The sequence below is a fragment of the Chryseobacterium sp. CP-77 genome (assembly GCF_036362765.1).
Taxonomy (GTDB): domain Bacteria; phylum Bacteroidota; class Bacteroidia; order Flavobacteriales; family Weeksellaceae; genus Chryseobacterium; species Chryseobacterium cupriresistens.
This window is the reverse complement of the sequence record NZ_CP143637.1, coordinates 1,683,278-1,704,531: the sequence shown is the minus strand read 5'-3', so window position 1 is coordinate 1,704,531 and position 21,254 is coordinate 1,683,278. Positions and strand designations below refer to the sequence as shown.

Genomic DNA, 21,254 nt, shown 5'->3' with positions numbered 1-21,254 from the left:
TGTTCTACTGATTGCCAATATTCTTTCTGCCTGTTTGTAATTTATCATACCACTGATAATCAAAAATTCTTGATTTTTTATTAACACATGATAATTTCTTTTTCGTTACTACGAAAAACTAGTGATTTTATTTCATTCCTCTTGTCCAATTTTACATCACCAACAATCATAAAATCACAATTATGGATATTGAAAGAACAGAATTTATAGCCTGGATGGAGAGAATCATGGAAAGATTTGATCTTCTGAAAGAACAAATGCTTAAGAACCAATCCAGATTTATAGAAGTAGACGGGGAACAGCTTCTGGATAACCAGGATGTTTTACAGCTTTTAAAAATAAGTTCCCGATCATTACAGCGGTACCGGACTGATAAAAAGCTTCCTTACTATACCATCAGCGGAAAGCTGTACTATAAACTTTCGGATGTCCATCAATTGATCAGAGACTGTTTAAACTCTTGATAGTAACAAGACATCTACAGCCAAACCATTCATCACCATTCCAATCTTCAGGATTTTCTTAATTGAGCCAATATCTTGGTTCCATTAAATGAAATACAATGGAAAATGAATTGATAAACACTCAGGAACCCAAAGAACTGAAACCAACAACAGACACACTCCTTGTCCTGAACATTCATACCAACCAGGTTGAGATGGTCAAGGGAGTTGATCAGGATGGGAATCTTCAAAAGGTTCCTCCACAAGAAAAAAAGGATAATGAACAGCTGATCAGGGTAGATAAACATGGCGATCTATTCTCCAATTTCTTTTCTAATTTCTACCGACAGCTTAAAAATCCCACGCATTTCAACTTTTTCAAAGTTTCAGAATACGATGCTGTTAATACCGCCAATGATCTTCAGAAATATGTTGATCAGGCATCACCTGAGGAAAAAGAAAAGCTGAAAGACTACGAAGTTTTACCTCAACACAACAACAATCCAAAAAACCAAAATACAATGGACAACAACACAGACAATCAGGAATATCGTTTTAAGCCTGAGCAAATCGACTGGAAAACGATGGAAAAGTTCGGACTTAACCAGGAAAAGCTCGAAAAAATGAATGCGATGGATGCATTACTCAGAGGTTTTAAAACCAATACATTAATCCCGATTACTATTAACCTGGGAACGGCAGTAAGCAAAATGGATGTTCGATTATCCCTTCAAACAGGAGATACTGGGCAGGTTGCCGTTCATCTGCATGGAATCCGAAAGGAGCCCAGTCTCAATAATAAATTCTTAGGTCACCAGTTCAGTGATGAAGACAAAAAGAACCTTAGAGAAACCGGGAATATGGGCAGGGTAGTAGATCTGGTCAATCCTAAAACAGATGAAATCATTCCATCAGTCATCAGCCGAGACAGGCTTACCAATGAGCTTGTTGCGTATCGGGCAGAGTACATGAAAATCCCTGATGAAATAAAAGGAATTAGGCTTGATGAACAGCAGAAACAAACCCTACTGGAAGGAAGACCATTGTATCTTGAAGGCATGACCTCAAAAAAAGGTGAGCTTTTCGATGCCACCGTACAATTCAATGCAGATAAGCGGTATGTGGAATTTCTGTTCAATAATAATCAGAATCAACAACAAAGTCAATATCATCATAACCAACAACAAACTCAACCTACGGATCAAGAAGTACCCAAAGTCTTCAGAGGAAAAGAATTGGACGATTCACAGTATGAAAAGTTCAAAGCCGGGCAAACCGTTTACGTTGACGGTCTTACCGATGCTAAAGGTAAAGCTTATCAAGGTTATATTACCTTCAACAAAGAAACTTCCAAAATCGACTTTTCATTCACTCATCCTAATAAACTTAAAGAAGAGGCAAAACCTACAGAAGATCATAAAACCCAAACTGCGGTTAATACGCAGGGTAAAACCAATGAAGCTACTAAAAATGTGAAGGAGCCTTTAGAATCAAAACAGCAGCAGCCTGCCAATAAGCAGCAGGAAGACCAGCAAAAAAAGGTTAGAAAACCAAGAGGACGAAAACTATAATAAACATCTAAATCCATCATATGAAAGCAATCATCGCAGAAAAACCGAGCGTCGCAAGAGAAATCGCACAATTATTAGGAGCCCATGAAAAGAAAGATGGTTATTTATTCGGTAACGGATATTGTGTCACCTGGGCATTAGGGCATCTGATCGCATTAGGAATGCCGGAAGATTATGGTATAAGAGGCTTTAACAAAGCCTCTTTGCCTATCTTTCCGAACCCTTTTATTCTAACTCCCAAAAAGCTAAAGAAAGCAAAAGGCTATGAGCCTGATCCTTCCGCTTTAAAACAACTCAACACCATACAACAAGTCATCAGCCAATGCAGCAGTATTATTGTCGCAACAGATGCAGGAAGGGAAGGAGAGCTGATCTTCCGCTATATCTATTACTACCTACAATGCAACAAACCTTTTGAAAGACTCTGGATCAGTTCCCTGACAGAAAAAGCAATACAGGACGGTTTTAAAAACCTTCAGCCAGGTGATGCTTTTGACGGTTTGTATCAAGCAGCTAAAGCCAGAAGTGAAGCGGACTGGCTGGTAGGAATCAATGCTACCCAGGCATTAACTATCGCAGGAAACCAAGATGTTTATTCTTTAGGCAGAGTGCAGACCCCAACGCTTGCTTTAATCTGTCAACGATTCCTTCAGCATCAAAACTTCACCAAGCAAAAGTACTTTCAAATCCAGCTGAGCCACAGAAAAGAATATACAGACTTCACCAGCCTATCACAATTACAATGGGAAGAAAAAAAGCAGGCAGAACAAATCCAAAAATCCATAGAGCGGGAGGGAAGAGCTGTTGTAGAAGATGTATCTGTTACAACAGTACAGGAGCAATCTCCCTTACTTTTCGACCTCACGGAACTCCAGAAAGAAGCCAACAGAAAGTTGGGTCTTTCTGCCGATGAGGTTTTACAGATTGCCCAAAGCTTGTATGAAAAGAAATTCATTACCTATCCCAGAACCGGAAGCAAGTATATTCCTGAAGATTTGTGGACTGATATCCCTGAGCTGGTCAGAATACTGAATCAGACCGAAGCCTTCAAAGCCGCCGTAACCCATTTAAAATTCGGAAACTTCAACAAGAGAATAGTCAATGATCTAAAAGTGACAGACCATCATGGTTTACTCATAACAACCAAAATACCTTCCGCACTTAGCGCTACGGAAAAAGCCATTTATGATATGATTGCTTACCGTTTATTAGAATCCTTGTCCCATGCCTGCTCCAAACAAGTCAGCCACATCATTATCAAAGTCCATCATTACGAATTCCAGATCAAGGGATCAAAAATACTCAACATGGGCTGGCGTGCCATCAAAGGAATTCTATCTGACAATGAAAATTCCAATAATAAAAATGAAGTCCTTACAGAACTTCCGGAATTCAAAATCGGAGATGAATTGAAGATCTCAAAAACCGACTTACTTGAAAAAACAACCCAGCCTCCCAAGCTTTTCACAGAAGCAGATCTTTTATCAGCCATGGAAAATGCAGGCCGGTCTATTGAAAATAAAGAAGAACAGAAAGCACTCTCCAATATCGGCATCGGAACCCCAGCCACCAGAGCTTCCATTATTGAAACCTTGCTTAGCAGAAACTATATCATCAGAAAAAGTAAAACATTAATTCCTACCGATAAAGGCTTACAGGTTTACAACCTTGTCAAAGACAAAAAAATAGCCAATGTCCAAATGACCGCAGAATGGGAACTCGCACTGGAAAGAATTGAAAAAGGTGAACTCAGTAAAAACCAATTCATGAACGACATCCAACACTATACAACTGAAATCACCAACGAACTCTTATCACTTCATATTCCTCAAGAAAACATCCCACAATTAAAATGCCCCAAATGCCAACAACATAATGTTATTATCAAGGATAAAATTGTCAAATGCCCAGATGAGCAATGCAACTGGATCCTCTTTAGAACCATATGCGGAATACAACTTAGCATAAAAGATCTTACTTTACTATTAACCCAAAACAAAACATCATTAATCAAAAACATGAAAAGCAAAAACGGTAAAAAGTTTGATGCCTATTTAATTTTAAAAGATGATCTCAGTACATTATTCATATTGCAATAAATCAATTTTAATACGACATGATTTGTCGTATTAACTTTTTAGCTATGTCAATGAGAATTGTGATGAAAAAGTTTCTTGTATAAAAATTACAGTTTAATTATATTTGAAAATATATTATGAACACGACATTAAGCCATAAAAGAGTTGCAGTGAAATCTGCAATAACAAAAGAAATCCTAGCTATTTTAAATAGCAAAAACAACGACCCGCTTAAAACGTTGTCGAGTGGTAGAATTATGGCTAAAGCTTGGGCAAAACAATTTGAAGATGATATAAGGTTAGGTAATGTACAATACTTTATGCAGCGTGTTATCAATTCTTATTGGAATTCAATTATAAAATCCTTTCCTATAGAACTTGGTCAAATTAATATCGTTTCTGTTGAATTTGACAATAGTATTGAGGCTCTCGCCAGTGTAATTGGCCAAGCAGCAGCTGAATTAGATGTCATTAAAGCTTCGTATGAGCTAGGAAACTTATATACCAGCATTCTCCCGGAAAAGTTGAGATCAGATAACGGAGTATTTTATACTCCACCAGCACTTACGGATAGACTATTGAATTCTGTTGAAAAAGCTGGAGTAGATTGGGCATCCTCATCTGTTGCTGATCCGGCATGTGGGGGTGGGGCTTTTTTAGCGCCAATAGCTCTTCGCATGATTTCAGCAATTCATTTTCTGTCACCTGAAGAACAATTACAACATTTGGAACAGAATCTGAAGGGGTATGAAATTGATCCCTTTTCTGCATGGCTAACAGAAGTATTTTTACAAGTCGCAGTCAAGGACGTTATGAGCTTAGCTGGGCGTCGTATTAAATCTATAGTAACGATATGTGATACACTTGCATATTTTGCTGATAAAACGAATAATAGGGAATTTGATGTTATTATTGGCAACCCTCCTTATGGTAAATTGTCATTAACTAGAGAAATTAGAGAAGAATACAGGGAAAGCCTATTTGGACATGCGAATCTTTATGGATTGTTTACTCACTTAGCTATTAAGCTTGTTAAAGCTGATGGAATTGTGGGATATCTAACACCTACCAGTTTTCTTTCTGGTGAATATTTTAAAAATTTGAGAATGTTCATTCGAAAAGAAACAAGTCCTTTAACAATTGACTTTGTTGCTGGAAGAAAAGGAGTATTTGAAGATGTACTTCAAGAAACACTACTGGCAGTCTATAAAAGAAAAAATAAATTATACTTTGAAAGTCTTGGAGTTGAGATTAATGAGATTGCGACTTTACCTAATGGAAAATTAAAGATTTCTTCGGCTGGTAAATATCAATTACCTATCGGCACGAGCTCTCCTTGGATATTACCAAGAGATAATAAGCATGCTAAAATTGTAGCAGCAATGTCAAATATGAAAGATACTCTTAATACTTATGGATATAAAGTAAGTACTGGTCAGTTGGTTTGGAATAGACATAAGAAACAATTGTCAGATAAAAAGAGTAAAAGCTCATTTCCTATAATTTGGGCAGAAGCTGTTTCCAAAGATGGTCATTTTCAGTTGAAATCAGAGAAAAAGAATCATAAAAAATGGTTTAGTTTTAAAGAAGATAATAACTTCTTGTTGACCAAGAAATCATGCGTACTGCTTCAGCGAACCACTTCGAAAGAACAGGAAAAAAGACTAATTACAGCTGTACTTCCTGATGAATTATTTAAAGAATATAAAGCTGTTCTTATTGAAAATCACTTGAATATGATTATTCCAATATCTTCTGATCCTCTAGTCAATCTTAAAACCCTATCGACTTTCTTAAATAGCAAAGTGGTAAATGATGCATTCCGGACAATCAGTGGGAGTGTTGCGGTATCAGCTTATGAACTTGAATCATTACCATTACCCGAGCCATCAAAATTAAAACGTTTACAAATACTAATTAACAAAAATGCAAGTCTTGATCTTATTGAGAAGGAATGTACAAAAATTTTTACGAAAACTAATCCATGAGTAAACTCCCTCCTTATGTAACAAGAGAATTAATCCATGAACGTCTACCAACAATATTCCCCGAAGGTACCACCAATAGAAATTATATTATAAGAGAGATGGCTGCTAGTACCATTTTTACGATGCTTTATATTGGCGCTGTTGAGGGCGAAGAGACTTTTATTGGACCAGTCCATGTTTATAGAATGACCACCGAACAGTCAGCATTAGCTGATGAGAAAAGCCGTAAGGATTATGGACAAAAAGCAATGTCTAAAGGTTTTCAACCTGAAGGTAAGAGATGGTATGCAGATAACACTAGAGAACCCATTAGAGATGAAACTTTACGGGAGGGGCTTATACAGGTGGGAGCTGTTACATCAAAAGCTGGTCTTCCAACTACGTCAAGTCGTCCAAGATATGCTTTACAGAAAGGTTTTGCTAAATTGTTTGATCCTGACTTATTAGACGAGGAACTCGATGAAGCAATTAAAGGCTGGCAGGAGAAAAACTTATCTGCCGCCGCCAGAGCAAGAATCACCCTTGCCTCAAGAACTGCTGATGAAAATTCTGAACGTGTTTTGGTAACATTTCCGAACGGGGAAGCACGAAATCTCAGTGCGGGTCTTAGTTCAATAATATCAAAGGCTGTGGTGGAAGTGTTTGCTCATAAATTTCTTAAAAAGCCTGCTGTATTGTGGTTGAGTACAAGTGATGCTAAAGTTACCTTTGTTGATGATGTAGTAGCCAAAGCTATTGGTCTTGATATTGAAGTGGATAAAAACCTGCCGGATGTTATTTTAGTTGATCTTGGAACTACTGAACCTCTGTTAATTTTTATTGAAGTTGTAGCAACAGATGGCCCTATTTCTGAAAGACGAAAATCTGCCTTATATGAAATAAGTGATAAGGCTGGATTTGATCGTAAACATATAGCATTTGTTACAGCTTATAAAGAGAGGCAGGTACAACCATTTCGTAAAACAATTCCTGATTTAGCCTGGGGTAGTTTTGCCTGGTTTATGTCTGAACCAGATCATTTGATTTTCTTAAGTGATATAGAGAGGAAATTGTTTGAATTTTAATAGCAGTATTTTATTTATTGACTCCATTTATTTACGGAAACACGTAACTACCGATAATGTATTTTTAATATATTTGGCAATAATGTTATTAATGACAACATTAGAAAAAATTATTAACTATATACAATAGAATTGTATTCTATTAATTAAATGGCAGACAACAACGATTTACAGCAGGAAGGAGCTTTTCCACAACGTGACCTTCAGATTCATAACATTGGTTCCTATACCTTAGATTTAAACGCTAACAACCATACAAGTTTGGAAGTAAATGACAATGAAGGGGATTATATGAGTTTTATACATGGTATTGTTCATGAAATTTCAACTAGAGAGGGGAGGCAGTTCATATATAATAGTATGCATACTGAGGTTATTAATATTGTCAGCCAAATTGTGAATGGTAATATAGATTTCAGTGAAGTAGATGCAATTGCCGACAGATTACTAAGAGTTGAAGTGGAGGCTCAGGAAAAAATTTTGAAATTAGGTAAGCAATTGCATGAAGGGTTGCTTATCATTTCACACATTACTGATAGAGATATTGAAAAAATAATAATTTGTAAAGCTGAAACGCTTTCCTATATAGAAAGCAAAACCTTTACTCAACAAGATGGATTTCCATTAAAGAAAAAGATTTTTAAATCTGTTCAAATTACTTTTGACAAGGACAAAAATATAGGAGATATTTATGTTAATGATATTAATCCATCAATATCAAAATATTGGAGTGAGAGTTTCTTAGAACTTACAAAAAAGTATGAAGATGAGGAAAATACAAAAAAAGCTTTTACTGTAATTGAATCGAAAATTCTTAATGCTATAAGAAAAGAATCAAATATTGATTTTTGGAACTTAAGAAATACTACAATTCATTATTTTCGTTCAAATGAAGAATTTGTGATGGAAGATTATATTGAAAGATGTTTAAAAGGATATGATCCGGAAAAAGAAGGTTTAAATATGGTTCAATATATAGATAAAGCTAGAGAACTTCCTGCAAAATTTGCTTTTGACCCACAATTTAGCTTAGTTAAAAATGCCATAACTGCAAAAATAAAAAGAACTATTACTTTACATGAAAGTATCGATTTGGTTCTCAAAGGAGAAATAAATCCTGGTACCATAGAAAGTGCTCGTAATGATAGACAAGAAAAAGGTATATTTATCAAGACCTCAACGGGCTTCAACGAATTTGGTGGTTAATCTACAAAAGTATGAGGTATCATGATTTTTTTAATAGCATTGGAACTGCTAACAAAATTGAAATTTTTGAAGAAGATTTCAATGAATTTACACTAGAATATTCATATTCGACAATCCGATTGCCTACAGAAGAAACTGTCAAAAATATTCTTGCGGAAGTCAAAAACTCGGATATTTGTTCTGTCTATTTATCTATTGATCAAGGTGAACCTATTATAATCAAAGATGATAATAATTTTTCATCAAGTTTCAATGATCTAAATAATTTATTGTCAAGTCATGAAGAGGGAGAAAAAATCAACGTTAAAATCAATATTTATAAGACTTCAACCAATAACCAATTCCACTTTTATTCAAAAGACTGTTTTTTCAATTATATAAATTCATTTGACAGTTTAAGTTTAGCAAACTTTTTCTCCAGCAGTGTTTTTAATCATACTTCAAAGATTTATATATTAATAAATGATTTTGTTGGTACATTAAATAGTAGTAAATTCTTTATTGCTGCACAATATCAAGTAGAAGAAGAGGATTATGATTATCGTGAAAAGAGAATTACTAATATTACTTCTAATAATCATTCATCATTTTTTGGTAAACTAAAGGTTCTTCCAGAAGATTTCATTTTCAACGGTAATGGTGAAATGGAATTGTCAACATTGGAGCGATTTAAAAGGGTAGGCAAAATTCTTGTGATATCATCAATTTTTGATATCACAGATTTAACAAAAGAAAATTTTTACTATAAATTAAATGGCTATAAGTCAATAAGTGAATCAGTAGACGCCGATAATATTAATATTAAAAATTTAGATGATTTTTACAATATATATTTATGGATATATAGTAGCGGTAGTATATTAGATAAAATTGGATTAGCTAGAAACCTAATATCCTTACATCTAAGAAAGAATTCTACCTTAGAGCTTGAAGGCGACGTATTTGAATCGTTAAAATCTAGCTACAAGATTTATGAAAAACAGAATGTAAAGCAATACATTGAAGTCAGAAATAAAATGTCTGACCAGATATTAGATTATGGCAAGCGAGTAGCAAGTTTTACAGACAATTTTGCAAATGGTTTTCAAAAGTCTGCACTTTCGTTAGTTACATTTTTCTCTTCTTTAATAGTCACGAGAATTCTTGCTACACCAAAAAATAATTCAGATTTTATCATGTACAGTACTTTGATAACGTTGGTTTTTATTGGAATAACGCTGGTTTACATGATAATTTCAAGATATGAACTGAATGAGCAAGAAAGTAGATTTAAAAAAAGTTACGAAGATTTTAAAAAGAGGTATACTGATTTATTAACAGAGGAAGATATCACACGTATTCTTAATAATGATGAAGAACATAATTCTGATTTATTATATATCAAGAAAAAGAAAAAATGGTATACTACTCTTTGGATTGTAGTGCTCGTTCTAATATTTATTGCTACAATTATATATTACATTTGTGGAAATGCTGCTCAGACTTTACCAGAAAACATTGTTCCTAAGCCGAAATTCATATAAATCCTATTTAAAAAGTAGATAAATTTTCAAATATTTTTCAATAATTCTAGTTTGCTCTTTGATTTTAGGTAAGTGCGCAATCGTTCAACATCTAGTTTAGAATCTAACATATATACCTTAGAATTTATACTCAGGTTGCCGCCGGAAAATCACTGTTGTGAAACTTCTTTCTTACATCATTACATTTCTTCATTTCCTCGAAGCTGAAACGCTGTAAATATTGATTTTAAAATGAGCTCCATCTCTTCGAAATTTGAAGATCCTTCGGATTTTAACTTTTTACGAAATTTTTCTTGTACCAATTTTTTATCTGAAATTTCTCCTTGATATTTATTTTCTTTCTCATTAAATGCTTTCCAATGGATAGGTATATAAGCTTCTTGTTCAATTAAAACATCAGAACCTAAATACATCTCAATACCGCAAGCTAATCCGTTAATATTCATCCTCTTGACACCTGTTGGACCTAAAGTAGGATATCTTTTTGCTAATTTCAAATCCGGAAGTTTCAAAACTTTGATATTACTTGGCATTTGTACTTGCATTAATCTTTTCATTTCCATTAGACCTGTGGTGTCATTGTCAAAAAGTACAATTATGGGATGTGTAATATTAACCGCAGCAAATGCGGTCACTAATTTAACTAATGCCGAAGCATTGCTCTCGACTTTATATTCATCAAAATCAATAAAGTGAAAATAAGGAAATAAATGCGGATGTAGCTTTTTAATGGAGGCTCCAATAAATTCGACATCTGTCCTGCCTTCGGTCAATACTAGCATTTTCTGAAAATCTATCTTTCTTGCTTCCCTTTCAGTAACCCAGCCATTGTTTATTACATCTGATAAATCATATTCGACTATCGCATCTTCAGGAGCTACACTCAGAATGGAATAGATATGGCTTTTCAAAGCTTGTCCAAAAATACCTAATTCTCCAGCAATTAAAGCGTCTCTAAAATTTGTATATAATTGATCGTAATTGTGATCATTTGTTCTGATAATATCTGATATCTCTTCAAGATATTGATGATAAGTGATTTTAGACAGTGGAAAATCATAAAATCCTTCTTCCTTAGCAATTTTCTTCGCCGCATGAAATTCTTTTCTTGCCTTTTCAGCTGTCATCCCGAATATTTCAAGTCGCTCTTTGCAAACTTTAACGTTTTGCTTATAGCCGTTAAAAACAAAATCATCACTATCGTCTGTATAGATGTCACCCCAAACAATTTCATTTTTTGAAGAATTTCTTCTCTGTTCAATAATAAAATCTTCTGGAAGAAAAAGTAGACTTATGATCTCATCGAAAAAACTGTTTTTAGCAGAGAATATCGGGTAATCTGCTACGGTGACTTGTGAGTAGGAGCCCATGCTTTTAATTTCTTTAATTGTAGATTTAAAATTTTAAAATCGTGAGGTTGTATTTTTGGGATAGTTTTTTATCAATGTCATTGATAATACTGTAAATAATATGATTAATTTTTTCTACATAAGTAAAATCAAATTTTAAGGAAAGACCTTATGTCAAATCTTTCTCATTAGGAAATTCTGTAATAAACTCTTTATTGATAACACTTCTATTATGGACTGCCAAATTCCGCTGTTTGACTATCAAATTAATTTCATACTCTCTATCTTTAAATATTTCGACATTCAATTTTTTAGAGAAATATTTTTTTAGATCATTGATTCCTAAATAAAAAAGGCTGTTAATTTTCTTTTCAGAAATGGCGTTGATCATCTCTTCTCGGGAATTGAATGATAAAATAAAGTCCAATTTTTCTGTCTCCTTCGATTTTAAAATTTCAGGTCTAATTTTTACAATTTCAGATAAGATTTCTTTAAAGTAATTTTGAAAATTATCTACTATCTTTATATACATCATAGTGCCCAATGACATCTCATAGAAATTAATATCTAAAGTTTCTTTATCGAAATTGCTTTCGTTTGTATCAGGAATCTAAAGAGAGTTATTTAATTCGGTTATTGTATTTTGCGCAATTTAAAAATCTTTGTTGATTAAATATTTACTCGTCTTGAAGTAAATAATTAACCTTTCTACCTTTTCAAAATCATTTGCCGCATTTATATATGCTCGATTCATTAGTTATTTTTTTTTAAATTTATTCTGTATGATTACTAAAGAATTGGAATAATATTTAACTTAAATTCTGATAAATCCATTGTCGATTCGTAAAATTTAGCATTCAAAAATTTACTCTTAATAATTTTTAGTATATCGTCTTTTTCTTCCTCGGTCAGTTTCATACCCAATATAACTTCTTTAACAGCTTCATTAGGAAATATATATACTTTATCCGCTGCAAAATGTTTTTTGATTCTATATTCATCTTCATATTCCCAGTCCTTAGATTTTGTAAACAAAATATTGTTTGCTCCCAATCCCGTATCATCGAACAAAGGGATATATGGCATTTTTTTCTCGTAGTTTATCTTACCCAACGTGCCTTCAATGAGTTCAAAAAGAATCTTTTTATCAAAGCCTATGCAATAACCTTTGTGCGAATTTGTATAGTGTGACCACATTAATAAATTATCACGCTTAGTCGTGAGACTAAGAATTCCAAATCTTACATCAATATCATTTAAATATTTTTCGTAATTATCTTTCCAGTATGCCCCACTTGTAAAACGATCATTTTTCTGTATTTCATAACAGCGATTGATTATCTCATTCTCGGAAAGAGATGGGTTTATTTTTTTTTCAATTTCTCGTAGTTTGAGGAATATATTTTCTGGTGTAAGTTCATTTTCATCATATCGGTAAGGTATTGATGAATCAAAAGGATCATTAAACCTTCTTCTAGATGATAAAAACAGTTGATTTTCAGTAATTACCTTTTTGTGGTAATCATCGCTCCAGTCTCTATATTTATAAAGGATGTCCGGAATGTCTCCAAGATACTGCATATGTAATACGTTTTGGTTAGTCGCTAGATAAAATTATAAATGTTTTTTCGAAGTTTATAATTTGTATTAATATCAACAAAAGAATAGTTTATCCGTCAGATATTAAAAGTTTTAGCTTTGATCAGTTAATGAATTAATTCGATTTAAATCAATAATTATAGAACTTATTACTCCCAAGGATGATGATTTAAAAAGTCAATGGTATTATTTATTTTTTCCTGTACACTTGCAGATACTCGCTTATTATCTTTATGAAAATTATGAACGATTTCTTTTTTTACATTGTCAAAATAAGTTTGATTTATATTACCTGTTGAGAATTTAAGAACATATTCAAGTTCTTGATCATCATACGTTTCCTTATAAGGAACTAAATATTTAAGCGCTAAACTTTCTATTTTTTCAATCACTTTAAAATTACCAGCGAATTTCTCAACAAATGACTTGTCAATAACTGTACTTGCTAAATTAAAGCTTTCTGATTTTACGTGTGCATTTAATAGACCTCGGCCATACATTATATTTGGGCTATAAGAAAATCCAGATGAATTATGTTCTTTTCCACTGATCATTTGAAACTTATCAGACATCAGCACACCTCTACAGGGGAAAGTATATTTGTTAAGCATAAAATTTAAGTTAAAGCAGACATCCAAAAAATTCTCAGTGCTATCATCCGAATAATTATTGGTCCATAGAATAATGGTATCCGATATATTTAGACAGTTAACTTTACTATGTTCAAGATCAGGAATTACTTTTCCAGGATTAATTGGTTTTGTTTTCCTTAATGAAAGGGAGCTTTCAATATCTCTCAGTATATGACCAACTCGTAATGCAGTTAATTCTTCCTCATTGTTTTCAATAAATTGCTTATATCCCAATAAATCAAAATAAGCTATTAAGTTTTCTTCCATTTGGTATAATTTAAAGTGGCTAATATTCTAATATGACAGTATGTTAATAATTTTATGATATAAAAACCACCTTTGCAATTTCCCATCTATTGTCAATGAAACTACTTTTGTTTTTATATTTCTTAGTTAGCGCTTTTACGCCTTTAACAATCCCATAGCCTGCGACACCTGCTGCAATTGGAACTGCCGCTGCCACAACAATTCCAGCCGCTGCACCAGCACCAACTGTACTTCCCAAAACCGCTAGGCCGGACATGATACCAGCTCCAGAAAGTCCTACGAAACCCAATTCGCCAACAATAGCCGTTAAAGATGCAAGCCCTAAACCTCCACCACAAACTGTTCCTATGACTTCTGAAATTTTACCTTTTTCTTTACGAGTTAAATTACGATATCTATCAATGCCTATGGCTATTAGTACTCCTGTCTGCTTTAACATTTCATCACTTGGAAGGCTATTGCCATTTAAAAGACGCTCTAATGTTGCTGAAGAGCAGCCGATGACTTTTGAAATTTTATTTTTGTTCAAGTTATGCTCAAAAATAAAATTGCGAAGTATCTCATTGTAATTTTCTCGTGTTATATTTTGCATACAGTTTTAGAAATGTTAGTTTAGTTTTTTATAAACAAAAGTAAATAAGAATTCTTTATTAATATTCAGTATATTCCCTGGATATTTCTGCTAAAATTCTAACTTATATTTTGCCACGTACATAAATGTTTTTTCAAAATTATAAGTTTAGTTAAGAAGCTTCAATTTGTAAAGGCGAAGGTTTACCCTTCAATCTATGAAATTGAAATATTTTTCCAACTTGCAATTTTAATTCACCTACTTCCCATATATATAGTAAATTTTGCGATTTCTCGAATTTTTCATAAACACATTTTCTTTTAGTACTATATTTAGATTTACACCTGGTGACCATTTGAATGAAACCATGTACTTTTATACATTGCTCTGTAAGTTGCGGATCGCCATGAATTAAGATTAGCATTCTCACAACCCGCTAAGCATTCACCTAAGTGTATTCTAACTGCTTCCGCTCCACCGATACAGAATAAATTGTTAAGTCTTAAAATAATATTTGATAATTCTTCTGCCGCATGATCTGTAAATAGTTCATGTAAGTTAAATACTTCCATATGCTTGTTAACTCTATGTATCATTTCACTATTCCAATTGGGCGATGCTGATACATAAAAAGAAAATGTTGCTGGAATTGTTTCGTTAACTTTAGAATGTAACCATCTGTCATTATCAATATTGTCAAAATATGGATGTAATGTTTCTTCGGCATATTTTGTAGCAATATGTGACAATTTTTCCGTATTACAATCTCGACAGGCTGGAATGAGATTTAAAGGAAAAATTGCATATATAGGAAAATCCGCTTTAGAAAGATAATGATCAAGTGTATATACTCTTTGAACACTACACAAAGGACAGCGATTATTCGGAGAGATTGAGCGCCATTTATCATAAAATTCCCTGCCAGGTTGTCCTTTCTTAGAAAGCTTATCTTTGTAAAGTTTTACCATCGACTCTTTCAGCCTAATTCCATTTATTATAGGCGACGGCAATATTGTTGATAGAGTACCAGCATTAATTTTCTCAATAAATATATCCCCAGCTTCTAAAATATATTTTTTAGAATTTTGAAGATTTTTGATGCTATTTTGATCTGTCATATTACTTAGACAAGCATCAAATGCTTCAGAATGTTCATCTTTTGGTAAAGGAATATGTCGCATTGATTATCGATTATTGTTTAATATCATGCCTCTAAGAATTGCCTTTGCTTCAAAGCCAAGTTGGTTGTTAAATCTTTCAGCAATATCTTCATATGTTTCAAGTTCATTTACAGAATCTTTTAATATCTTGTGAAAACCTGCGTCAGTTACTTCAAGTCCAAAAACTTCCTGAGTAAGTGACCCCACATTCTCTCCAAAGGACTCTATCTCCAATCTTTCAGCATTAGCAAAGCTACCAATTCTATTAAGTTTCCAGCAGCATGATTTAGGCACTTCCTGCAAAACCACTGGAGAATGTGTTGCGATAATTGCAACTGCATTTTGTTTTACTAAAAGATCAGATAAAGCTCTAATAAATGCGGATAATAGTGGTGGATGTAAATGTGCCTCGGGTTCATCTAAAAGTACTAGGCTTCTTTCTTGAAGCGTTTCAACCAATCGTGTTATCGTAATTAAGACTATTTTGTGACCCGAACTAAATTTTTTAAAAACAATGCCTGCTTTTTCTTCAAAATCATCTGTATTTTTAATGTCAAAAATAGAATTAAGATCTGAATCATTAAAAATACTATCAGTTTCAAGAGCATGAACTGCAGACTTTAACCTTTTCAATTTGCCTGATATTTTACATGCTATTGCACTTTTTACAAACTCATTCTTGAGTTTTGTAGGGCTTTTGGTTGTATAATATTTTTTTTGAGGTTTATTTTCATCATTTAAATTTTCTTTTGCAAATCTTACGTCACGTCTTTCCTCACGCAAACCAATATAGGAATATGAAATTCCAGCTCTCTTATCTCTTCTCTCAGGTTTAGGTTCAGTCTCATCAAAAGCGCTAAATGTTACAGATACTAAATTTGCAAAAATTTCTGATGACAGATCAGAAATTGGAGAAGTGAACTTACCAAATTTTAATGCGTTATCATCTAGTAATGACTCAATCATATTATTAATTAAATGTGTTTTGCCAACACCGTTTCTACCAATAATAACATGTATGTTAGATGGTGGATATGATTGAGGATCGACACGAAAGTTCATATTTAATGCTGGTACTCCTCTTCGATTAGAAAAAGATTTATAAGTGAAATCATAATTTGTTAATGTTGCATTCCCATTAGCTAATCTATTAAACTGCCCGATAACAGATCTCGTCGACACAGATCTTAGTAAAGAACGGTACGTAACTTTTTCATTAAGTGCTTCATTGTATAAATCTTCGTTATAAGAAATGTCATTCAATGCTTCAAGTATTTCTTCACGAAAGTCATCTCCTCGCTCTTGGATTTCTTCATAATAACTTACATCTTGTCCAAGAGAGAAAAAATCAGCAGGTAATTCATTAAATATATTAGGTAATGGAGGTGCCCCATTTTGTAGATTAAATTTGCCAATTTTAATACCTCCTAAATCATGGGAATTTCCATCATTATCAATAAGTTCTGCATAATATAGAGTCTGATATTCCCACCAGTCATTCCAAGAGTTATGTGATAAAATAACGTGTGGAAGCTCGTATTTTCTTCTATTACGAATATGAGTCGAAGTCCCAACAAAAAATGTGATCATCATGGTTTAGTTTGTCTAAATATACAAAATTTTAGCATTCTATAGATATTTGTGATTGTTATTGACTTTACAAAAACCACAAATATGAAAACATTAAAAATCTACAGCGTACTCGCAATCATCACACTATCAGTATTTCTTTATCAAAATAATACAAAACTTAGTAATGTTGAAAAGAACCTAAAACAAAAAGAAATGGAATTGCAACAAAAAACAAAACTCTTAACAGAAACAGAAGAGATTCTTCAGCAAAGTTCTGGCCGCTACTACAAACAGATTAAAAAGTAAAAATAAACTCCTGACGTTTCGTCAGGAGTTTATTTTTAACTGTAACTATTTTCTTTTTCAAAATATTTTATTAATTCTAAAGGCGATACATTCAAACCTCGAGCTAAATCTAAAAAAGTTGTGAATGCTAAATTTCTTTTTCCGTTTTCAATATCACTTACTGTAGATTTTGTAAGATTATTACTGTTAACAACAACATCATCTTGACTAAGACATTTACTTTTTCTTAAATCTTTTATGTGAATACCAAATCTGATTAATTCCTCATTTTTTGTTCCCATTACTATATTTTTACAAAAGGCGGAATTTTTAATAAAATAAATGTTATAAGTTCTTATAACAAATGCTAAATTTTTATTATATTTGTAAAATAGGTTACAGAAAATGTAACTTTGCGATACTTCAAAGAATAATAGAAGCTATTGCTTAGAATCTCAATTCGAAAACTGGTAATTTAAGTATACGAGATGATAAGCAGAAAGCTCACGACCTAGGCGTGGGCTCTCTTATCTGTATACAAGGTATACCAGTACCCCGAATTGGATAATGTAGAGTACCCATGCCGTTTTTTTTCAATGCAGTACGCTTTATCTTTACGTTAAAATCTAAGCCCGCTTCCTAAACATAGTATCAGACTACACGATACAATAGGAGGGTACAACCTATTGCGGCTTTAAAAAGCTTTCACGGGAACACAGATTTCATTCATATTAAATTCTTTCCGGTGCACTAAAGGTCACTGCTTACAGAACCTCACCAGTCCTTTTTCACACCAAAGGGCATCAGGAAAGTCTTTATTTAAAAATGAATCAAAAAACTACTCAACTTAAAAATCAGAAGAAAGAAAAAAGCCCCTTCCCATGCAGTTTGGACACTTACGGGAAAGAGCATAATTCAGTAATTAATTAAATTAAAAACCTTTACAAATCTATGAAAAATTCCTATTACAATATAGGAGGCATTTTCTTTGGGCTCATGTTTACAACTGTAAGCATTACTGTAAAAGCCCAGACACGCAACATTTCCGGTACCGTAACCTCATCAGGCAAACCTTTACAGGGAGTTATAATCTCCCAAGAGGGCAGTGATCAGGTAACGAAGACCGGCAACAACGGAACCTATACTTTACAGGTTTCAGCAGAAAATACCATCCTATTGTTCAGACACCCTGATTATGCTGAAGAAAAATTCACAGTCACTAATCAGACGGTCGTTAATATCAGCTTAGAACAAAAAGTAAAGGGAATCGAAGAAGTTATTCTCAACGCTGGCTACTACAAGGTTAAAGACAAAGAAAGAACCGGTAGTATCGCCAAAGTTTCAGCAAAAGATATAGAAAACCAGCCTGTCTCCAATGTCTTATCAACCGTACAGGGAAGAATGGCAGGGGTAAATATCACCCAGAATTCAGGAGTTCCGGGAGGTGGCTACAGCATCCAAATCCGGGGACGTAACAGCCTGAGAACTTATGCCAACAGTGAAGTCGATGGCAGCCAGCCTTTATATATAGTGGATGGTGTCCCCGTGGGAAGCGGAATGACTGCTACTTATGGTGCCAATATTTTGTCAGATGCCAACCTGAATCCTTTAAGCAATATCAGCCCCAATGATATTGAAAGCATTGAGGTTTTAAAAGATGCAGATGCGACCGCGATCTACGGTTCAAGAGGAGCCAACGGAGTGGTACTCGTGACCACTAAACGGGCGAAGAAGGGTTCTTTAGGATTTTCCGTTAATACTTCGTATGCACTAAGCAACAGCCTTTCCAATCTTACCATGATGAATACGGAGCAATATCTGGGAATGCGCAGACAGGCTTATGCGAATGATGGAATTACCGTATATCCGGCCACTGCGTATGATATCAACGGAACATGGGACCAGTCCCGTTATACGGATTGGTTCAAAACACTTCTCGGTAATACATCGGTAACTTCCAATGTCCAACTGTCTTTATCGGGTGGCGGGGAAAAGACCTCTTTTCTGGTAAGTTACGGACACAATGAGCAGACTACAGTATTTGCCAAAGATTTCAGGTATAAAACCAATACCTTACTGGGTAACCTGTCACACCGCTCATTAGACAACCGGCTGAACTTTACCATGTCAACACTTTTTTCCAAGCTGGAACATAATGTAATCAGCCTTGACAATACCGGCAGTGCTTTATTTCTCGCACCTAACGCTCCGGCTCTGTATGATTCACAAGGGAATATCAACTGGCAGAACAATACCTTTGATAATCCTTTGGCTGCCTATAACAGTACCTATTCCAACAACAATATTCAGTTCATGAATAATTTCACGGCGGATTACGAACTTATGAAAAATGTACAGGTCAGACTCAATGGAGGAATCAGTTACCAGACCTTTGATGAACTGTCATTGCAGCCCAGTACGACCTATAACCCATCATTGGGTATAGGCCCTGCCAATTCCAGGGCGTTACAAAGCAATAAAAGCAGAATGTCCTACACTTTGGAACCGCAATTGAACTGGAGCTTTAAAAAAGGTAGCCATCAGGTGGATGTCCTGGCCGGAGGTACCTATCAGAGCGATCTGAATACTCAGGGTGCCATACAGGGATATGGTTTTACCAGTAATGCATTTATTGAAAATATTGCCGCAGCTACCACAAAACTGATCTCGGACCAGACCAAAACAGAATATAAGTATACAGCCGTCTTCGGAAGACTTAATTATCAGTTTGACCATCGCTATATCATTAATATTACGGGCAGAAGAGACGGAAGCAGCCGTTTTGGAACCAACCGTAAGTTTGCGAACTTCGGGGCGGTGGGAGCGGCCTGGCTGTTCTCCAACGAAAACTTTATGAAAGAACTGTCCTGGCTCTCCTTTGGAAAGCTGAGAGGAAGTTATGGCTCATCCGGAACTGATAATATTGGGAACTACCAGTATAACGATACGTTTATCACTTCTACCTTAGGATATAATAATGTAACAGGACTGGTTCCTTCCAAACTTTTCAATCCTAATTTCAGCTGGGAGAAAACCGTCAAATTAGAAGCCGCACTCGAAATGGGATTCTTTAAGGACAGATTTCATGTTACGGCATCCCATTACCGCAACCGTTCATCGAACCAGCTGGTAGGTTATCAGCTTCCATCGGTAACAGGGTTTACTTCAGTGCTGGCCAATCTGGATGCCACCATTCAAAATACGGGTTGGGAATTTGAGATCGCAGGGCGTCCGTTTACCGGAGCTTTTAAATGGGAAACATCTGCCAATCTGAGCATTCCGAAGAATAAACTTCTGTCGTTTCCGGGGCTGGAAGGATCAACCTATGCCAACTCATATGCCATAGGGCAGTCCGTTAATATTATAAAATTGTATCATCTGGAAGGTATCAATCCTCAGAACGGTCAGTATATCTTTTCGGATTACAATGGCGACGGCAGGATCAGTTCCCCTGATGACAGGCAGATTATTAAAAATATAGGCGTAGAGTTTTTCGGGGGTTGGAGCAATAAGTTCAGCTATAAAAACTGGTCGCTGTCACTTCTTGTCCAGTTTGTCAAACAGCAGAGCCGCAATTTTAATTATCAGATGTCTTCCCCCGGACTGATGCGGAATCTTCCGGTAGAGGCCCTGAATGTCTGGTCACCTGATAATCCGAATGGATTGTATATGCCGTATCATGCTACCGCATCACCACTGCACAGTTTATTTCAGATGAGTGATGCCACCGTGTCCGATGGGTCATTCATCCGGTTGAAAAATATTCAGCTCAGCTATCGGATTCCTCTGCAGGGGAAGCTCATCAGAGAAGCTAAGATCTATTTTCAGGGCCAGAACCTCTATACCTGGACCAAGTATTTCGGGCTGGATCCGGAGTTTTCATCTTTAGGATTTCTGCCGCCTCTAAAAACGTATTCTTTCGGCATGCAGATTAACTTTTAAAACC

At 34.6% G+C, this 21,254-nt stretch carries 17 protein-coding genes; 9 read left to right on the top strand and 8 right to left on the bottom strand.

Annotated features, from left to right (window positions below):
- Positions 1–182 precede the first annotated feature (182 nt).
- The 7 genes from V0410_RS07680 to V0410_RS07650 all read left to right on the top strand — a co-directional run bounded on the left by V0410_RS07680 (position 183) and on the right by V0410_RS07650 (position 9,873).
- Positions 183–464: a helix-turn-helix domain-containing protein gene (locus V0410_RS07680; RefSeq protein ID WP_330746988.1), complete on the top strand. Its 282-nt coding sequence runs from the start codon at positions 183–185 to the stop codon at positions 462–464.
- Positions 465–562: 98 nt separating this feature from the next.
- The gene (locus V0410_RS07675) at positions 563–2,014 is read left to right on the top strand and encodes a DUF3945 domain-containing protein (protein ID WP_330746987.1); all 1,452 of its coding nucleotides are present in this window, start codon (positions 563–565) and stop codon (positions 2,012–2,014) included.
- Between the two features lie 20 nt (positions 2,015–2,034).
- Complete coding sequence (locus V0410_RS07670) at positions 2,035–4,113, top strand: type IA DNA topoisomerase (protein WP_330746986.1); 2,079 nt, start codon at positions 2,035–2,037, stop codon at positions 4,111–4,113.
- Between the two features lie 116 nt (positions 4,114–4,229).
- The gene (locus V0410_RS07665) at positions 4,230–6,080 is read left to right on the top strand and encodes an HsdM family class I SAM-dependent methyltransferase (protein ID WP_330746985.1); all 1,851 of its coding nucleotides are present in this window, start codon (positions 4,230–4,232) and stop codon (positions 6,078–6,080) included.
- On the top strand, positions 6,077–7,144 hold the full coding sequence (locus V0410_RS07660; protein ID WP_330746984.1) for a BsuBI/PstI family type II restriction endonuclease: 1,068 nt from the start codon (positions 6,077–6,079) through the stop codon (positions 7,142–7,144). Before V0410_RS07665 ends, V0410_RS07660 begins: the two co-directional genes overlap by 4 nt.
- 150 nt (positions 7,145–7,294) lie before the next feature.
- Positions 7,295–8,350 (top strand): hypothetical protein, encoded by a 1,056-nt coding sequence (locus tag V0410_RS07655; protein ID WP_330746983.1) that lies wholly within the window; start codon positions 7,295–7,297, stop codon positions 8,348–8,350.
- 11 nt (positions 8,351–8,361) lie between these two features.
- Positions 8,362–9,873 (top strand): hypothetical protein, encoded by a 1,512-nt coding sequence (locus V0410_RS07650; RefSeq protein WP_330746982.1) that lies wholly within the window; start codon positions 8,362–8,364, stop codon positions 9,871–9,873.
- 179 nt (positions 9,874–10,052) lie between these two features.
- Here V0410_RS07650 and V0410_RS07645 read toward each other — a convergent pair whose 3' ends face one another.
- The 7 genes from V0410_RS07645 to V0410_RS07615 form a co-directional block, all read right to left on the bottom strand.
- A complete protein-coding gene (locus V0410_RS07645; protein ID WP_330746981.1) occupies positions 10,053–11,243 on the bottom strand; it encodes a HEPN/Toprim-associated domain-containing protein in 1,191 nt (396 codons plus the stop codon).
- Between the two features lie 148 nt (positions 11,244–11,391).
- A complete protein-coding gene (locus tag V0410_RS07640; protein ID WP_330746980.1) occupies positions 11,392–11,772 on the bottom strand; it encodes a hypothetical protein in 381 nt (126 codons plus the stop codon).
- A 239-nt stretch (positions 11,773–12,011) separates the two neighbouring features.
- Positions 12,012–12,803 carry a DUF2971 domain-containing protein gene (locus V0410_RS07635; protein ID WP_330746979.1) on the bottom strand — a complete coding sequence of 264 codons (792 nt, stop codon included), beginning with the start codon at positions 12,801–12,803 and terminating at the stop codon, positions 12,012–12,014.
- 167 nt (positions 12,804–12,970) lie between these two features.
- On the bottom strand, positions 12,971–13,720 hold the full coding sequence (locus V0410_RS07630) for a hypothetical protein (protein ID WP_330746978.1): 750 nt from the start codon (positions 13,718–13,720) through the stop codon (positions 12,971–12,973).
- A gap of 52 nt (positions 13,721–13,772) precedes the next feature.
- Complete coding sequence (locus tag V0410_RS07625; protein WP_330746976.1) at positions 13,773–14,312, bottom strand: hypothetical protein; 540 nt, start codon at positions 14,310–14,312, stop codon at positions 13,773–13,775.
- 317 nt (positions 14,313–14,629) lie between these two features.
- The gene (locus V0410_RS07620; protein WP_330746975.1) at positions 14,630–15,472 is read right to left on the bottom strand and encodes a hypothetical protein; all 843 of its coding nucleotides are present in this window, start codon (positions 15,470–15,472) and stop codon (positions 14,630–14,632) included.
- A 3-nt stretch (positions 15,473–15,475) separates the two neighbouring features.
- Positions 15,476–17,044: an AAA family ATPase gene (locus V0410_RS07615; protein ID WP_330746974.1), complete on the bottom strand. Its 1,569-nt coding sequence runs from the start codon at positions 17,042–17,044 to the stop codon at positions 15,476–15,478.
- An 81-nt stretch (positions 17,045–17,125) separates the two neighbouring features.
- On the opposite strand from V0410_RS07615, the gene V0410_RS07610 reads away from it, so the two are divergent.
- Entirely contained in the window at positions 17,126–17,329 is a 204-nt protein-coding gene (locus V0410_RS07610; protein WP_330746973.1) for a hypothetical protein, read from the top strand.
- Positions 17,330–17,364: 35 nt separating this feature from the next.
- Here V0410_RS07610 and V0410_RS07605 read toward each other — a convergent pair whose 3' ends face one another.
- Positions 17,365–17,610, bottom strand: coding sequence for a helix-turn-helix domain-containing protein (locus V0410_RS07605; RefSeq protein ID WP_330746972.1), 246 nt, complete (start codon positions 17,608–17,610; stop codon positions 17,365–17,367).
- Positions 17,611–18,259: 649 nt separating this feature from the next.
- Here V0410_RS07605 and V0410_RS07600 point away from each other — a divergent pair.
- Positions 18,260–21,250, top strand: a complete 2,991-nt coding sequence (locus tag V0410_RS07600; protein WP_330746971.1) for a SusC/RagA family TonB-linked outer membrane protein — start codon at positions 18,260–18,262, stop codon at positions 21,248–21,250.
- The last annotated feature ends 4 nt before the right edge of the window (positions 21,251–21,254 follow it).

Excerpts from the sequence above, each read along its gene's own strand:
- V0410_RS07625 (WP_330746976.1), bottom strand. The coding sequence starts at position 14,312 with ATGCAAAATATAACACGAGAAAATTACAATGAGATACTTCGCAATTTT.
- V0410_RS07610 (WP_330746973.1), top strand. The coding sequence starts at position 17,126 with ATGAAAACATTAAAAATCTACAGCGTACTCGCAATCATCACACTATCA.
- V0410_RS07645 (WP_330746981.1), bottom strand. The coding sequence starts at position 11,243 with ATGGGCTCCTACTCACAAGTCACCGTAGCAGATTACCCGATATTCTCT.
- V0410_RS07655 (WP_330746983.1), top strand. The coding sequence starts at position 7,295 with ATGGCAGACAACAACGATTTACAGCAGGAAGGAGCTTTTCCACAACGT.
- V0410_RS07665 (WP_330746985.1), top strand. The coding sequence starts at position 4,230 with ATGAACACGACATTAAGCCATAAAAGAGTTGCAGTGAAATCTGCAATA.
- V0410_RS07600 (WP_330746971.1), top strand. The coding sequence starts at position 18,260 with ATGAAAAATTCCTATTACAATATAGGAGGCATTTTCTTTGGGCTCATG.
- V0410_RS07670 (WP_330746986.1), top strand. The coding sequence starts at position 2,035 with ATGAAAGCAATCATCGCAGAAAAACCGAGCGTCGCAAGAGAAATCGCA.
- V0410_RS07660 (WP_330746984.1), top strand. The coding sequence starts at position 6,077 with ATGAGTAAACTCCCTCCTTATGTAACAAGAGAATTAATCCATGAACGT.
- V0410_RS07635 (WP_330746979.1), bottom strand. The coding sequence starts at position 12,803 with ATGCAGTATCTTGGAGACATTCCGGACATCCTTTATAAATATAGAGAC.
- V0410_RS07640 (WP_330746980.1), bottom strand. The coding sequence starts at position 11,772 with ATGTCATTGGGCACTATGATGTATATAAAGATAGTAGATAATTTTCAA.
- V0410_RS07675 (WP_330746987.1), top strand. The coding sequence starts at position 563 with ATGGAAAATGAATTGATAAACACTCAGGAACCCAAAGAACTGAAACCA.
- V0410_RS07615 (WP_330746974.1), bottom strand. The coding sequence starts at position 17,044 with ATGATGATCACATTTTTTGTTGGGACTTCGACTCATATTCGTAATAGA.
- V0410_RS07650 (WP_330746982.1), top strand. The coding sequence starts at position 8,362 with ATGAGGTATCATGATTTTTTTAATAGCATTGGAACTGCTAACAAAATT.
- V0410_RS07630 (WP_330746978.1), bottom strand. The coding sequence starts at position 13,720 with ATGGAAGAAAACTTAATAGCTTATTTTGATTTATTGGGATATAAGCAA.
- V0410_RS07620 (WP_330746975.1), bottom strand. The coding sequence starts at position 15,472 with ATGCGACATATTCCTTTACCAAAAGATGAACATTCTGAAGCATTTGAT.
- V0410_RS07680 (WP_330746988.1), top strand. The coding sequence starts at position 183 with ATGGATATTGAAAGAACAGAATTTATAGCCTGGATGGAGAGAATCATG.
- V0410_RS07605 (WP_330746972.1), bottom strand. The coding sequence starts at position 17,610 with ATGGGAACAAAAAATGAGGAATTAATCAGATTTGGTATTCACATAAAA.